The sequence below is a fragment of the Lutibacter maritimus genome (assembly GCF_900116115.1).
GTDB lineage: Bacteria > Bacteroidota > Bacteroidia > Flavobacteriales > Flavobacteriaceae > Lutibacter > Lutibacter maritimus.
On sequence record NZ_FOZP01000001.1, the window covers coordinates 238,601 to 253,182 of the forward strand.

Sequence of the window (14,582 nt, forward strand, 5' to 3'; positions counted from 1 at the left end):
CATACAATGGTAATAGATTTAATTAAAGAGGGTAAAATAGCTGATGCAATAGAATTATTACAAAAGAATGCAGTTGGTGATGTTGAAAAATACACAAAAGAATTTAATAATGACCGCACAATAAGAGCTACACAAGTTGGTAAACGTAGTGATAAAGTTACAGCAAAGGAAGTTATTAAAGTAGCTAAAATACCTATTCCATTTCAGCGAAAAATTGTTAAAAGTGCTGCTTCATTTTTATTTGCTAAACCAGTTAAATTAATTGGAAAAGAAGTAAATGATAATAATTCAATAATTACCGATTTATGGGATGATTTAAGAATGGATTCTTTACTCCTAAATTTTTGTAAAACTGTGAAATCTGAAACATCGGCAGCAATTGTTTTTTTCCCTGTGAAAAAAGAAGGTGAAATTGAAACAAAAATTAAGGCAAGAATTTTAGATAATACTTCGGGTAAGTTATATCCAGAATTTGATGCTTTTGGAGATATGATTTCATTTGGTTGGGAATATGAAACAACTGAAAATGATAAAAAAGTAAAGTACTTGTATTTATATACTGCTGAAACAAATTACATTTTTAGAAATGAAAAAGAATGGTTGTTGGCAAGTGAAAATGGAGAAACAAAAAATGAATTGCAGAAAATTCCTATTGTGTATTTATCTCAAGAACATCCTGAATGGTGGGAAGTACAAGACTTAATTGATAGGTTTGAAAACACTTTTGCAAGATTTTGTGATACCAACGATTATTTTGCAAATCCTAAATACAAAATTAAAGGTTCGGTTGGAACTTATCCAGATAAAGATACAACAGCTATTAAAGTTGATATTGTTGAAACAGAAAATGGAAATGTTGTTTCTGGAGATGTTGATATTATTTCTTGGGATAGAGCACCCGAAGCTTTAAAATTAGAGTTTGAAACTTCAGAAAAATTGATTTATGGATTGTCCGATACAGCAAACTTCAGTACCGAATCTATGAAAGGAATAGGTAATGTAGCCAATTATGCAATGGAGTTAATGTTTTATGGATCTATTTTAAAAGCTAAATGGGATGAAGGAGATTACCAGGTTGTTATTAGTAGGATAATCAATATTATGAAAGCGAGTGTGAAAGTGTTTGGTTACAACGGTAAAAAAATAGATTTAGAAGAAAATGATTTCAATGTGCAATTTCAATCTGTTTTGCCTAAAAACTTAAAGGAAATTATGGAAATTTTATCTGAAGCAACTGGAGGTAAAGCTACAATGAGTCAAGCAACAGCTGTTGCAAATAATCCATTGGTTGAAGATAATGAAGAAGAATTGGAAACAATTCAAGAAGAAGAAACCAATGCTAAAAAAGTGGAACTAGGCTCAACGGTTATATAATGAAAGAAATTGTATTAGCTTTTTATATCGGTCAAATTGTGTATTTGAAAACCGATTTAGAACAAGAAAAATATTTTGTAACTGGAATTGAAATAAGACAAACAGGTGTTAAGTATTTTATTTCCAGTAAAGGATATGAAAGTGCTGTGTATGATTTTGAATTAACAAAAGATCAAAACGTATTAGTAAAATTAGGAATTGATTAAAAATAAATATCATGGAAAAAATAAAAGAAATAGAACAATACATTAAAACAAATGGATTTACAAAGAATCAAATAATTCATTCAGATAAAGAAACTGTTATTATGGTATTAGGCTATACTAATTCTGGACTTAAAAAGTCAATCAGTTTTAATAAAAAAGAAAAAACAATTCAGCAATTATCAGCTGATGGAAGTTTAACTTTTGATGATTTTATAATAAAAGAAAAATCTAAAATTGCCAACACCCAAAAATCATAAGGAACTTTTAAATCTATTAATTATCCAGGAAAACAACCTGAATATATTATATAGCAATATGGCTAATGATTTAGCTTCAATTCTTAGGCAATATAAAGTAACTGATAAATCTGTTTGGTATAAAAATAAAGATGTAAAAAGAAAAGTAGATGTTTTAATGAACAAATTCAGAGGTGTGTATTTTAATTATATATCAAATAGTGTTCAGCAATCTTGGGAATTATCTAATAATCATACTGATAATTTAATAACGAATTATACTAACGGAATTACAATTCCTGATAATTATCAAAGAAAGTTTTATCAAAGAAATGCAGCAGCTGTTCAATCTTTTATAAATAGAGGCAAAGAGGGGTTTCGGTTATCTGATAGAGTTTGGAGTTTAACAAATCAAACGCGTGAGCAATTAGAAACTTTTATTTCATCAGGTTTAACCGTTGGTCGTCCAGCTTCAAAATTAGCATTGGATTTAAAGCAATTTTTAAAAGAACCTGAAAGAAGGTTTAGAAGATTACGAGATCCAGAAACAGGAAAATTAATATTAAGCAATCCTGCAAAAAATTATCATCCTGGGCGTGGGGTTTATAGATCATCTTATAAAAATGCACTTAGGCTTTCTCGTAATGAAATTAATATTGCTTATAGAACTGCAGACAATTTGCGCCGACAAAATTTACCATTTGTTTTAGGTATTGAAGTTCATTTAAGCAATGCGCATCCGGCTTATGATATTTGCGATGAATTGCAAGGTGATTATCCTAAAAACTTCAATTTTATTGGATGGCATCCTAATTGTTTGTGTTACTCAAAATCAAAATTATTATCAAAAGAAGATTTTGTAAAATATTTGAAAGGAAAGGAAATTTCACAATCAAAATATGTGAAATCAATTCCTATTAATGCAGCACGATATTTAAATAATAATTCTGAACGTATAAAAGGTTTAACAAACAAACCTCATTTTGTTGCAGAAAATTTTAAAAACACAAAAGCTGGATTTTCTTTAAAAAAAAATATTGGTGTTGATGTGAAAGTTCCAAAATTGGTTGAAAACAATATGATTACCAATCTTAAAAACTCTGGTGTTCATGTGAATTTTAATGAAACTTCATTAAACGATTTTAATTCCAAAGCAAAAGGTTTCGATTTGAATACTATGTTTTCATCATTAGAAACGGAACTTCAATTAAATGGAATTTCAAGAATTAGAAAAACTGTTGATTTTAGTAATAGTGGATTTAATTTTTCATTATCAGGTAGAGATTTTGAAATGACTAGGGAAATTAAATATAAAGATGATTTTAATAGTGTATACCACGCATATTTGAGAGTTCCAAAAAGCACGCAAGGAAAAGGATTAACTAAAAAAATGTTTCAAACATTATATAAACAATATGAAGCTGGAAATATAAAACAAATTAACGTAACTGCTAATATTGATGTGGGTGGCTATGCTTGGGCCAAATATGGTTTTTCAGCTACTAAAAAGAGTGAAGTTTTACATATTATTAATAAATCTCAAAATGAAGCTTTTAAGCAAATTGCTAAACGAAAAGCAAATTATCATTATAAAAAATATGGAAATGATAAACCTTTTCCAATGATAAGATTTGCAAATATAGAAGGTGGTAAAAAAGAATTGTTAGGTACTTGGTGGAGTGGCACCATTGATTTGACAAATAAAAAAGAATTAGAATGGTTTTTAAATTATTTATTTCAATAATTTTTCCCATTTAGAACGATACTTATTGTATTGTTCAATGGTTACATTATAATCTTTTAATAATACTTCAAGGGTGTCATACCCTTCATTTAATTCATCAACAACACAAGAAACACGATGTGATATTTCTGTTTCAGAATCAATACTGAATTCAGAGTGCATTTTGGTTGTAAGTTCTTCTTTCATAATAACAAAATTAGTAAAAAATGAGCAAAACAAGAAATATAATAGCTGATGCAGAAAAGTACATCAATAAACATAATGTGCCTTGTACTGTTGAAGAATTATTTATTGAATTTGAACGTAAGTATAGATTGCATATTGAATTTGAAGCATATTTAAAACAAGAAAATATTAACTCCAAGTTAGAGAAAATGAGAAGAGATAAAAGATTATTAGAAAAAAGAAAGCTATTTGCTGAATGGTATTTTGTTAAAAACCAAGCAACCCAATCTGTAAAAAAATCATTCATAAATATTTCAGAAATGGTATTTGCATCAACAAAAACTGTTCAAAATGACATATTAAAGGAAACTACTGATTAAACAATGTTTAAATATTCTTAATTATTGATGCTCGAAGTATTTTTATTGTCAATAATAATTTTAATCAATAATTAAATTTTATGCTAAAAGAGAAACTCAAACTGGCACTCAAAGCAGCAGGGCTATCGGAGGAGCTTGCAGAAACAATTAACATTACATCAGAAGCGCAAATTGAGGGAATTATAATTGGTTTACAATCAACTCAATCTAATGATGGTGAAATAGACTTTAATACTGTGTTGGGGTCTCCTAAATTTTCTGAATTTATTACTAAAACTGGATTTGACAATGTGCTTAAATTATCAAAAAGTTTACAAAGTGAACATGATAAAAAAGTAACAGCTGGCATTAAAACATTCCAGGAAAAGTATTTCAAAAAAATAAATGGAGAAGACAACGATGATGATGATCCTACAAAAATGAAAAATGAAAACAATGACACGCCAGCTTGGGCAAAAGCTTTAATGGATGATGTTAAAGAATTGAAAAATTCTAAAACAAAATCAACAAAATTAGAACAAGCAACAACTGTTATTAATGCTTCAAAAGTTTTACCAGATACACTTAAAAAGGAATGGATAAACAGGTTTAATTTGGAGAGTGAAACATCATTTGATGAACAGTTAAAAGGATTAGAAACGGAATATACTAACATTCACAAAACTATTTTGGGAGACGTTAAAATTCCAGGTTTACCACAAGGTGGTAATCCACCAACAGGTGAAGCTTCAGATGAAGAAATTGCTGCAATTGCAGATAATTTAATCTAAAAAAAGCAAAATGGCTACAGTAAATTTAACAAGCAAAAACAATGTTGATACTACAAATGATTCTGTAGTAATCGTAAATCATTTAGAAGGTATTGCTGGTGGTAGAACATTAGATGTTACAGGCTTTGCTGATGCAGAAATATCAGCAGGTCACGTAATTATCAAAGAAACTGCAACTGGCGAGTACAAACCACTTCCAACAAGTGGAACATTGCCAGAAGGTCATACTTATGCAGGTATTTTAGTTGCTTCTATAGAAACAGCTAAAGCAATGGCCGCAATTATGGTAAGAGGAACAGTAAATGAAGCTTATGCAAAGTATGCAATTCCTGCAGGTGCAAAAACAGCTTTAAGTTTAATCAGATTCATAAACGAATAAGAATATGGAAGCTTCAATTTTTAAAGATATAATTGGAAAAATATTTCCAAAATTAGCAAAGAAAATTACCGAAAAGGTAAATGACAAAGAAGGTGAAATTCAATACGAACATAAAAAGTATTTAAAAAAGGATTTTTCACCTGATATGAAATTCGAAAGCTTGTCATCAAACACAAGCATTGTTGCAGCAGATGTTGTAACATTGGATTCAGAATTAACCTTAAAGAAAAGAGGTTCTTATGCATCAGCAACTGGAGAAATTCCTAAAATTGGTATGATAAAAGCATTAAATGAAAGTATGTTGCAAGCCTTGAAAAATCTTACTGCCAGAGGAAAGAAAGAAGCCGAAATTGCACAGAAATTATTTAAAGATGCTGTTGATAGCGTAAAAGGTGTTCAAGAACGTTTAGATATGATGTTTTTACAAGCATTATCTACTGGTGTAACATTGGTTGATGAAAATACAAATACTGGCGAAGGTATTAGAATTGATTTTGGTATTCCAGAAGAAAATCAACTTGGTGCTATAACAAAAGTATGGACCGATGCAGACGCAACTCCTATTGATGATATTGAAAATGTAATTTCAAAAGCTCGTTCAAATGGACATATTTTAAAATATATGTTTATTGATAAGGTAACGTATAATGCATTTAAATTGAATGCACAGGTTAAGGCTGCTTTTGCAGGTTTAATGAAAATAAATGTAGATTATATTTTTAGAGTTACCAATGAAGAATTACAGAATTACTTAATTCAAGAACATGGGTTGCAATTAATTGTTATCAATAAAGTATGCCAAATTGAAAAAGGTGGAAAAAAAGTTGCTGTTGAACCTTGGGAAAAAGGAATGGTTACATTTACAACTACTACAGATTTAGGAACTTTAACTTATGGTGAACTTGCTGAAGTGGATCATCCAGTTGCTGGAGTTGAATATAGTGTTGTTGATGATTTTATTTTAGTTTCTATGTTTAGAACTAACAATCCATTGAAAGAAAATACAAGTGTTCAAGCATTGGCAATTCCAGTAATTGATAATGTTGATAGTATTTATTTATTAGATACTAATGAAGCAACCGCAAGTGAAGACACTCAAACTGAAGGTGATGCAAATTACTTATACAAAACAGTACTTTATACGAAAGCCTCTGTTGTAACTGGTATTAATGCAGCTAGAGTTATTGATGAACAAGTTCCAATGGCGTCAATTTCACAATTAGATGCAACTTTAGCTAAGAAAATTAATAGTTTATCTGAAGAAGGAGTTGCATTGTTTGAAGCTGAATTAGTAGCTGTATAATGACAATATTAGAAGCCATACAAGCAAACCCTTTGTTTTCAATGGTAACATTGGAACATATAAACTCCAAATTAATTGGCCGCATCATTGATGGTGCGGCTAATTATACTGAAAATGATTTGCAAAGTGTGGAATTGGTTTCTGCTGATTTGTATTTAGATATTGCTCTGTTACCAGAATTTAAAGAAGGACAATTATCAATCAAATATAATGTTTCAGATTTAAAAGCAAGAGCAAAAAGTATTTACACAAAATATGATGATGCAAAACTTTCTGAAATGGGTCCTAAGATTATTAATGTTAATGTTAATGCTATAAATGCTTAAAAGATTTCCTCATACTGGTACAATTATAATTAATAGTGAAATATCAAATGAAAATGGTATTCCTACTATTTCTAAAATTGAGTTATTAGTGAAGGGAAGATATGAGCCATCAGGACAAAGCAAAGCATTAGATTATTCAGCAAAATGGTATTGTGATAAATTGGATTTAACTCCTTATGAAGCAGATGGTAAATCATTTAAATTTAATGGTAAACAATTTAAAATAGTGCAATTATTTAATTACCAATCACATTGCGAAATATGGCTGGAATAAATGGATTAAAGGCATTATTTAAAGGTGCTCAATTTAGAGAAGTTTTTGAACAATTTGAAGAGCAAACAAACAATAAGTTCTTAGAAATATTACAATATTTAGGTGAAAAATTTGTAAATGAGGCAAGGTCTAATGACACTTACAAAGATAGAACTGGAAATTTAAGAAGTTCAATAGGGTACATTATTTTAAAAGATGGAAAAATAATTGAATCTAACTTTTCAGGAAAGAAGGTGGGTAAAAACAAAGGTGCTGAAATTGCAAATGAAATTAAAACTGAATATCCAGATGGATATGTTTTAATTGGAGTTGCAGGAATGAATTATGCAGCTGCTGTTGAAGCAAAAGGATTTGATGTTATTACAGGTGCAGCTCCTGAAGTTGAATTGTTAAAATCAATTTTAAGTGAAATCTAGTTTACAAATATTATCAGCTTTATATAAACTAATAAATGTTGATGTAGTTAATAATATTATTTCTGGTGAAGTTTTTATTGGTGATGAGCCAGATGGAAATCAGGATGAAAATATTACGTTAAACACATTAACAAATCCAAATGAATATTTGCAAAGTGGTTATGCAAATGTAAATGTTCATATAAAAGAGGTGAAGTCTGGAAGACCAAACCTTGAAAAGTTCAATGAAATAATAGCTGTTCTGATTCCTTTATTGGAGGATTCAATGAGTGATAATGTCTATTTTCAAATTGATGATGATAAAGGCATTTTTAAAGATGTTGAAAAGGATAGTATGTATTTCTATAATTTAAAATTAAAATTTCAAACATTATAAAAAATGGGAAAAACACAAAATTTATTAGGTGTTGGAAAATTCGAAATGGGTGTGCCAGGTGATGGAATTATGGGTGCTGCATTAACTGAATTCTCTGAAGTAGAGGTTAATTCAATGGTTTTTGATGGACCACAAGCCAATACAGAAACAATTCCAACAGAACAAGAAGATAGTTACATCACGTTAAATTCAAATGCAACACCAGCAAAATTGGTTGTTCGTTTGTATGGAGTTGATAAAGCTGATTTTCCAATGTTAATGGGCGGAACATATACCGCAGGAACAAAAACTTGGGATGCTCCAGAGGTAGTTCCTGATATTTGGTTAAGTGTACGTTTAACAGGAAAAGAAATTAGTGGTGTTAAACAAGTATTAGAGATTCCTTATGGAAAAATTAATGCACGTGAACAAGGTAATATCACTAAAAATGGATTGCCAGCAATAGATGTAGAAATTATTGCAAATACTCCAGTTGCAGCTAATGGCACACGATATGCACCATATAACAGAAAGGAAATAACTGTATAAAACTTATATTTTTAAATTAAAAGGGTGTTTTTATTTACACCCTTTTTTAGCTTATGACTGCACAAGAAAAAATACTAGAAGCATTTTATGAAAAACCAACTGTTTTTAAAATATCAGTTTCTGACAATTCTATGCTCCCAGATGATTTAAAAGATAATAATGAAATTGAATTTGTATTAAAACCGCCTGTATTATCTGTTTTATCAAAAGCGGGTTTAACTATGGCAAAAATACCAGATGATTTAAAGCAACCTGGATCTATTGTATCATTTGAAAAAGCTTCAAAATACATAATTGAAATGGCTACTGCATTTTCAATTTTAGCCTATGGAAAAACAAGTGATTTTCCTAATTGGTGGGTAGATTTTTTAATTCATAATGTTACACCAAAAGAATTATTTCAATTATTTTCAGAGGCAGCATTAAAAACACAATCCAGTTTTTTTTTGAAATCTATCCAGATTGCAGAAGCAATAAATCCAATGACGTTAAAAAGTTAAATGAAATAATTTTCAACCCTTATAAATTCGTTGGTTCTGTTTGTAATTATTTTCATTTATCATGGGATGAGGTTGTAAATAAAATAAGTTATCAAAATTTAATAATGTTGTCATCATCTGTTCCTAAATCAAATTCAAAAAATAAAAATGATGATAGTACTGAAAAGGAAGAATCCAATGATTTTAATGATATAATGAAAGGAATACCATTAACTGAATAATTATGAAAAAAGCATTTAATACTATTTATAAAAGATTATTAAAACTGAAATTGGATGAAAATATTTTATGCTCAACCTTTTGGAGAAAGATAATTGATTTACATAATAACTATGATGAGAATGCATGTTGGAAATTGTTAACCAATAATTTTGAATGGTTAATTAATAGTGGTGTTGCATCAACATCAGATATTAAAAAATGGTTTAATGAAACGGAATTAAACTCACATAATATTTATATAACTGGAACCATTCATATTACTGATAAAAAAGCAATTGGTTTAGGTGATGCCAAAATAACTGCAGATGGACATAGTAAAGTTATTTTGTTTGATTATGCACATTGTGAAGCTTTTGACAGTAGTTTTGTAAAAGGATTTCAAAATTCAACATTTAGAGTTAAAGAATGTATTGGTGAAGCTTTTGATAAATGTAAATGTATTGCTGATTATCAAAGTAAAGTTGAAGCTTGGGGAAATGCTACTGTTGAAGCCAAAGATTATGCATTTGTAATTAAACATGAAAATGCAACTGGATTAGTTTCAAGTAGAGCTTTTAGTATAATTCAATAAATTTACCATAACAAAATCCCCCTCGAAAGGGGGATCGGGTCACCTTTAGTTAGGTGTTGAACGATAGTGCGCTGGAACCTTCACTTCTTTACCCTTGCGAGTAGTTGTATGAGGTTTCACATACACTTTCTTTTTACCCTCTCCTGTTTTCGCCATTGTTAACAAATTTAGGAATTAAAAGAATTCACCAACATCTCGCAGTGGTGTATCTGCGAAAAAAGCCTTTAACTCGTCAGTTAAAGGCTTTAATTTTTTCTTTTATAATACTACAATGGCTAGTATTATGGTGTAAATATATAAAATTGAATTTAATCAGTTATATTATTTCTTTAATTTAAATTCATTATAAATAAAAATATCTAAAATTCACTTTATAAAATAATTGCATTTCTATATTCCCTAATTGGTGATACTGAAAATGGCACCGAAATTTTAATACCATCAACATATTTATCTTTATAAATAGTTTTAAAAGTAATATTATCAGGAATAATAAAATCAGGTAAATTTTCTATAAAATAGCTCACTTGATTATTATCAAAAATATTACAAATGTTGATTGCATTTTCATTTATTTGATGTTCTAATTTTGCTTTTATTTTAGGTTTGTCAATTACCCATTTTTCACCATTAAAATTTCCAACTTTATACCAGGTTAACTTTAAAAACTTACAACCAAAATCATAACTATTACAATTGGTTCTTTTTAATTCGCAATCACCAATATTATGAGCTTTCAATATAAATTGAAATGGATGAACTTCTTTGTTATTATAATAAGCAACGGTTCCTTTCCAATTCTGAATTATTCCAAATAATGATCTAAATGTGGCATATGCATTTACTAAATATTCATCAGGAACTCTAATTGTAATAATATCATTTTCAAAATCAGCATTTAATTCATAAGCAAATGCTAATGCATCATTAAAATATTTAGAGCTGTTTTTTTTGAATTGAAGTGTGTACATAAAAAGTTAGTGCAACTACTGATTTCTATTTCAAATATACTTTAATTCTGTTTATGCCAATAGTACTTTTATTCAAAATATTTTTTAAATGGGTGCTGTTAGAGGTGAAAATAGTTTGTTTTTTGCAACTGGTTTAGATAATTCTGGATTGAGACAAGGTGCTCTTGATGCAGTTAATATTGTACAAGGCTTAGGGTCTACTATATCTAAAATTAATCCATTTGCAGCATTAACTGTTGGTGCTATAACTGCTATGACAATTATTGCAGATTCGGCCTATAAAATGTCAAGAGAATTTGAAACTGCAATGAAAGAAGTAGAAACAATTTCTGAGGCAACTCAAAAAAACTATGACAAAATTGCTAAGAGTGTTTTTGAACTTTCAAATATTTCTACGGATAAACCGGCACAATTAGCAAAAGCTTATTATCAAATTGTTTCTGCTGGATATGATGGTGCAAAAGGGTTGAAATTATTAGAAGTAGCTACAAAAGCTGCAACTGGTGGAATTACAGATACAGAAACAGCTGCAGATGGTTTAACAACTATTTTAAATGCATTTAAATTAGAAGCAGAAGAAAGTGAAGCCGTTGCAGATGCAATGTTTCAAACGGTAAAACTTGGTAAAACAACATTTAGCGAATTAGCTGCAAATATGGCAACCGTTGCTCCAATAGCAGCTGCATCAAATATTAGTTATCAAGAAATATTAGCTTCAATTGCATCTTTAACTAAACAAGGTGTTCCAACTGCACAAGCAATGACACAAATTCGTCAAGCTATTATTGGAGCAAATCAAGCGTTAGGTGATGGTTGGTCTAATGCAATGTCACTTCAGGAAGCATTTCAATTAATTTATGAAAAAGCAGATGGTAGTCAAGTTGGTGTTCAAAAATTAGTTGGTAGTGTAGAAGCTGTTTCTGCTATACTTGGTATTGCTGGTAAAAATGCTGAAGGGGCAGCAAAAGATTTTGAAGCATTATCCAATTCAGCTGGTGAGAGTGAAAAAGCTTTTTCAAAAATGGTTGGAACTAATGAAAATCAATGGAAATTATTTAGCAATAATATTAAAGGAAGTTTAGAAGGTATTGGTGATGGTGTTTTACAATTAAGCACTGGATTGGCTAAAATTTTGAACAAAGCATTTGAGCAATCGTCTAAATTACGAGAAGAAACGGCTCACAATGCTGCTGCTTATGAATTACTGAAAAATACACTAATAGATACTAATACAGAATATGATAAAAAACTTGAAATTTTAAAAGAATTAAAAAAGGATTATCCAGATTATTTAGAAAGTTTAGACCTAGATAAAATAAAAAATGAAAATTTAGAGGATACTTTAAAAGAAGTAAAAGGAACATTAGAAGAAATAAATAAACTTCATGAAAGAAGGCTTCAATTATCAGGATATGAAGAGGGTATTGATAATTTAAATAGAAAGAAAGAAGAGCTAAATGCAATTCTTCAAAAGAATTTATCTGGATTTTATAGTGTAGTTAAAGAAGCTCAAGATTTTGCAAAATTAAATGGAATAGAATTAAATATTTCTTTGACGGAAGATCCACATATTTTATATCAAAAAATTAGATCTGCATTTGTTACTGACAAAAATAACGGTATTTGGGACCAACTATTTGGTGATGCAAATGATATTACCAAACGTTTATTTGAATTTGATAACGCAATTACACTTTTTAAGGATAAGTCTTTTAATGTAACTAAAGAATTAGAAAAACAAACATCAGAACTTACAAAGCAAGAAATATTGTTGAGGGATAATGAAAAAGGATATAAGGATGTTTTAAGTGAAATAAAAAAGATAACAGAATTATCAAAATTGGATTTTTATGATAAATCTTACTCCTATTCAAAAATTAAAGAAGCTATTACTGAAAGGAGAGAAGTATTAAAAATCATCAATGACATTAATTCAATAACCAAAGAATCATATCAAAAAAATCCAAATGCATTAGCTGAATATTTAAAATCTGAAAATGAAGAAATTAAAGCAGCTGCAGAAAAAAGAAAAGCCTATTTGACTTTTAAACCTACAGGATTAGAAAATGATGATGAATCATTTGAAAAATCATTGTCAAACAAGAAAAAACAATATGAGGCTTATCAATTAGCATTGTTAAATAATGACAAAGAATTTGCAGAACAATTAAAAGTGCAATACAAATTAAATGAAGAGGATTACATTACTTATTTAAGAAACTTATACAATGCTAAAGAAAAAGCGGATGATAAGGTTAAAGTTTTAGAAGCATTGGATAAAGAGGGATCTGGATTAAATGATAGAAAAGCAGTTGACAAAATAGTAACTACGGTAGCACCAATTCAATTAAGATTTACAATAGATAACACATCAATAGCTGCAATTGAATTAAAGATTAAAAAATTATATGAAGAGTGGAACAAAGCACAGTTTGAATCTGAAAGATTGAGTATTGCAGAAAAAATTAAATCTGAAGAAAAGAAACTTGATGAAGCTAAAAAAAGTTTAGACAAACAAGAGGATTTATACAAGGATTTAAATAGAACTATTGCAAGTTTATCTTCAAAAGAATTAAGGTTATTAATAAACAATAAAAAGAAAGAACTTTCAGAAAAACTAAAAGATGAAAAGAAATATGCAGCTGAAATTATAAAACTTAAAGGAGAAATTGAAGATGCTGAACAAGCTTCAGCAGATAAAACTCAACAAACAATAGGGGACATAATTGGAGTTTTAAATGAAGCATCATCATTATTTAGAAAATTTGGTGATGAAGATACCGCAAAATTGCTAGATCAATTAGCTGGTATTGCCGAAGGTGTTAGCAATATAGCTATTGGAGTAGCAACAGGAAATCCACTTGCTGTAATTCAAGGTTCATTACAAGTTTTAAATGCTGCAATTACTGTTGAAATTGAAAGTGATACTGCAAAATTTGAAAAGGAAATTGAAAGATTAACTATTGTTTTAAACAGACTTTCAAGAGATATTAATGATGCAATAGGTATTGATAAAATAGATTTGAGGTTGGATGCATTAAGAGAAGAATCTGAATTGTTAAAAGCTAATAAAAATGCATTAGAAGCAGAACTAGAAGCGCGGAAAAAAATAAAATTCTTAGGAATAAATGTTGGAGATAAAGGTGCTGGTTCTGGAACTGATGCAGATAAGATTAAAGAATTTGAAGATAATATTGATGAATTAGAACATAAGTTAAAAAATTTACAAATAGAGATTTATGAAACTTTAACCGCTACCACTTCAGAATCAATTACTGATAGTATTGTGGAGGGTTTTAAAAATGGGAAATCATCAATAGAAGATTTTGCAGGGACTTTTGAGGACCTAATGAAAGATGCTATAATTGAAAGTTTTAAACTTAAATATTTAGAGAATGCTACAAATGATTTTTTTGAACTTTTTGGAACATTATCAGAAAGCGATAAAATTCTTACATCAGCAGAAATAAACCTATTAAGAAGCAATTTTAATGAATTAATACAAAATTCAGCTTCTGAAATGGAAGCATTAAATCAAATATTATCTGATGCTGGAATATCTGGAGTTGTTTTTGGAAATTCTAACAATTATCAAAATTCACTTACTAAAGCTTTAAGGCGAGAAATGACTGAAGAAACCGCATCAGTTTTGTCAGGAATTATACGAAATGTTGCAGACGATATTAAAACAGGTTTAAACTATAGTAAAACTGCAATTGAAAATCTTCAACTCATAAAATTATATACATCACAAACTGTAGAACAATTACAATTTGCTGTTGCAGAATTAAAAGATATTTCAAAGAATACTCGTGAACATTATTTATTGGATTTAGGATAA

General features: G+C 29.0%; 18 protein-coding genes. 16 read left to right on the forward strand and 2 right to left on the reverse strand.

Going from position 1 to position 14,582, the window contains the following annotated elements:
- Positions 1–6 precede the first annotated feature (6 nt).
- From BM335_RS01185 to BM335_RS01200, 4 genes are read left to right on the forward strand one after another with little or no spacing between them, the layout of a single operon-like run.
- The gene (locus tag BM335_RS01185; RefSeq protein WP_090222159.1) at positions 7–1,374 is read left to right on the forward strand and encodes a phage portal protein; all 1,368 of its coding nucleotides are present in this window, start codon (positions 7–9) and stop codon (positions 1,372–1,374) included.
- The gene (locus tag BM335_RS01190; RefSeq protein ID WP_090222162.1) at positions 1,374–1,580 is read left to right on the forward strand and encodes a hypothetical protein; all 207 of its coding nucleotides are present in this window, start codon (positions 1,374–1,376) and stop codon (positions 1,578–1,580) included. Before BM335_RS01185 ends, BM335_RS01190 begins: the two co-directional genes overlap by 1 nt.
- Before the next feature lie 11 nt (positions 1,581–1,591).
- The gene (locus BM335_RS01195; protein WP_090222165.1) at positions 1,592–1,837 is read left to right on the forward strand and encodes a hypothetical protein; all 246 of its coding nucleotides are present in this window, start codon (positions 1,592–1,594) and stop codon (positions 1,835–1,837) included.
- Positions 1,838–1,895: 58 nt separating this feature from the next.
- The gene (locus BM335_RS01200) at positions 1,896–3,560 is read left to right on the forward strand and encodes a hypothetical protein (RefSeq protein WP_090222167.1); all 1,665 of its coding nucleotides are present in this window, start codon (positions 1,896–1,898) and stop codon (positions 3,558–3,560) included.
- Here the strand turns inward: BM335_RS01200 and BM335_RS01205 are convergent.
- Positions 3,549–3,746 carry a hypothetical protein gene (locus BM335_RS01205; protein WP_090222168.1) on the reverse strand — a complete coding sequence of 66 codons (198 nt, stop codon included), beginning with the start codon at positions 3,744–3,746 and terminating at the stop codon, positions 3,549–3,551. The genes BM335_RS01200 and BM335_RS01205 overlap by 12 nt on opposite strands.
- 20 nt (positions 3,747–3,766) lie before the next feature.
- Here BM335_RS01205 and BM335_RS01210 point away from each other — a divergent pair, with 20 nt between their 5' ends.
- From BM335_RS01210 to BM335_RS01260, 11 genes are all read left to right on the forward strand, one after another.
- Positions 3,767–4,105 (forward strand): hypothetical protein, encoded by a 339-nt coding sequence (locus tag BM335_RS01210; protein ID WP_090222171.1) that lies wholly within the window; start codon positions 3,767–3,769, stop codon positions 4,103–4,105.
- Positions 4,106–4,185: 80 nt separating this feature from the next.
- Entirely contained in the window at positions 4,186–4,875 is a 690-nt protein-coding gene (locus BM335_RS01215) for a hypothetical protein (protein WP_090222174.1), read from the forward strand.
- A 10-nt stretch (positions 4,876–4,885) separates the two neighbouring features.
- Positions 4,886–5,254, forward strand: coding sequence for a hypothetical protein (locus tag BM335_RS01220; RefSeq protein WP_090222176.1), 369 nt, complete (start codon positions 4,886–4,888; stop codon positions 5,252–5,254).
- A gap of 4 nt (positions 5,255–5,258) precedes the next feature.
- Complete coding sequence (locus BM335_RS01225) at positions 5,259–6,557, forward strand: major capsid protein (protein ID WP_090222178.1); 1,299 nt, start codon at positions 5,259–5,261, stop codon at positions 6,555–6,557.
- The gene (locus tag BM335_RS01230; protein WP_090222180.1) at positions 6,557–6,883 is read left to right on the forward strand and encodes a DUF6706 family protein; all 327 of its coding nucleotides are present in this window, start codon (positions 6,557–6,559) and stop codon (positions 6,881–6,883) included. The genes BM335_RS01225 and BM335_RS01230 overlap by 1 nt, the downstream gene beginning before the upstream one ends.
- A complete protein-coding gene (locus BM335_RS01235) occupies positions 6,876–7,157 on the forward strand; it encodes a hypothetical protein (protein WP_090222183.1) in 282 nt (93 codons plus the stop codon). Before BM335_RS01230 ends, BM335_RS01235 begins: the two co-directional genes overlap by 8 nt.
- Entirely contained in the window at positions 7,145–7,573 is a 429-nt protein-coding gene (locus BM335_RS01240) for a hypothetical protein (protein WP_090222185.1), read from the forward strand. Before BM335_RS01235 ends, BM335_RS01240 begins: the two co-directional genes overlap by 13 nt.
- On the forward strand, positions 7,563–7,949 hold the full coding sequence (locus tag BM335_RS01245; protein WP_090222187.1) for a hypothetical protein: 387 nt from the start codon (positions 7,563–7,565) through the stop codon (positions 7,947–7,949). The genes BM335_RS01240 and BM335_RS01245 overlap by 11 nt, the downstream gene beginning before the upstream one ends.
- 3 nt (positions 7,950–7,952) lie before the next feature.
- Positions 7,953–8,477 carry a hypothetical protein gene (locus BM335_RS01250; protein WP_090222189.1) on the forward strand — a complete coding sequence of 175 codons (525 nt, stop codon included), beginning with the start codon at positions 7,953–7,955 and terminating at the stop codon, positions 8,475–8,477.
- A gap of 53 nt (positions 8,478–8,530) precedes the next feature.
- Positions 8,531–8,977 (forward strand): hypothetical protein, encoded by a 447-nt coding sequence (locus tag BM335_RS01255; RefSeq protein ID WP_090222194.1) that lies wholly within the window; start codon positions 8,531–8,533, stop codon positions 8,975–8,977.
- A gap of 223 nt (positions 8,978–9,200) precedes the next feature.
- The gene (locus BM335_RS01260; protein WP_090222196.1) at positions 9,201–9,770 is read left to right on the forward strand and encodes a hypothetical protein; all 570 of its coding nucleotides are present in this window, start codon (positions 9,201–9,203) and stop codon (positions 9,768–9,770) included.
- A gap of 371 nt (positions 9,771–10,141) precedes the next feature.
- On the opposite strand, the gene BM335_RS01265 is transcribed toward BM335_RS01260, so the two are convergent.
- Positions 10,142–10,741, reverse strand: coding sequence for a hypothetical protein (locus tag BM335_RS01265; RefSeq protein WP_090222199.1), 600 nt, complete (start codon positions 10,739–10,741; stop codon positions 10,142–10,144).
- 88 nt (positions 10,742–10,829) lie between these two features.
- On the opposite strand from BM335_RS01265, the gene BM335_RS01270 reads away from it, so the two are divergent.
- The gene (locus BM335_RS01270) at positions 10,830–14,582 is read left to right on the forward strand and encodes a phage tail tape measure protein (RefSeq protein WP_090222201.1); all 3,753 of its coding nucleotides are present in this window, start codon (positions 10,830–10,832) and stop codon (positions 14,580–14,582) included.

Excerpts from the sequence above, each read along its gene's own strand:
- BM335_RS01200 (WP_090222167.1), top strand. The coding sequence starts at position 1,896 with ATGGCTAATGATTTAGCTTCAATTCTTAGGCAATATAAAGTAACTGAT.
- BM335_RS01260 (WP_090222196.1), top strand. The coding sequence starts at position 9,201 with ATGAAAAAAGCATTTAATACTATTTATAAAAGATTATTAAAACTGAAA.
- BM335_RS01235 (WP_090222183.1), top strand. The coding sequence starts at position 6,876 with ATGCTTAAAAGATTTCCTCATACTGGTACAATTATAATTAATAGTGAA.
- BM335_RS01255 (WP_090222194.1), top strand. The coding sequence starts at position 8,531 with ATGACTGCACAAGAAAAAATACTAGAAGCATTTTATGAAAAACCAACT.
- BM335_RS01250 (WP_090222189.1), top strand. The coding sequence starts at position 7,953 with ATGGGAAAAACACAAAATTTATTAGGTGTTGGAAAATTCGAAATGGGT.
- BM335_RS01185 (WP_090222159.1), top strand. The coding sequence starts at position 7 with ATGGTAATAGATTTAATTAAAGAGGGTAAAATAGCTGATGCAATAGAA.
- BM335_RS01265 (WP_090222199.1), bottom strand. The coding sequence starts at position 10,741 with ATGTACACACTTCAATTCAAAAAAAACAGCTCTAAATATTTTAATGAT.
- BM335_RS01210 (WP_090222171.1), top strand. The coding sequence starts at position 3,767 with ATGAGCAAAACAAGAAATATAATAGCTGATGCAGAAAAGTACATCAAT.
- BM335_RS01205 (WP_090222168.1), bottom strand. The coding sequence starts at position 3,746 with ATGAAAGAAGAACTTACAACCAAAATGCACTCTGAATTCAGTATTGAT.
- BM335_RS01225 (WP_090222178.1), top strand. The coding sequence starts at position 5,259 with ATGGAAGCTTCAATTTTTAAAGATATAATTGGAAAAATATTTCCAAAA.
- BM335_RS01270 (WP_090222201.1), top strand. The coding sequence starts at position 10,830 with ATGGGTGCTGTTAGAGGTGAAAATAGTTTGTTTTTTGCAACTGGTTTA.
- BM335_RS01230 (WP_090222180.1), top strand. The coding sequence starts at position 6,557 with ATGACAATATTAGAAGCCATACAAGCAAACCCTTTGTTTTCAATGGTA.
- BM335_RS01195 (WP_090222165.1), top strand. The coding sequence starts at position 1,592 with ATGGAAAAAATAAAAGAAATAGAACAATACATTAAAACAAATGGATTT.
- BM335_RS01190 (WP_090222162.1), top strand. The coding sequence starts at position 1,374 with ATGAAAGAAATTGTATTAGCTTTTTATATCGGTCAAATTGTGTATTTG.
- BM335_RS01215 (WP_090222174.1), top strand. The coding sequence starts at position 4,186 with ATGCTAAAAGAGAAACTCAAACTGGCACTCAAAGCAGCAGGGCTATCG.
- BM335_RS01220 (WP_090222176.1), top strand. The coding sequence starts at position 4,886 with ATGGCTACAGTAAATTTAACAAGCAAAAACAATGTTGATACTACAAAT.
- BM335_RS01240 (WP_090222185.1), top strand. The coding sequence starts at position 7,145 with ATGGCTGGAATAAATGGATTAAAGGCATTATTTAAAGGTGCTCAATTT.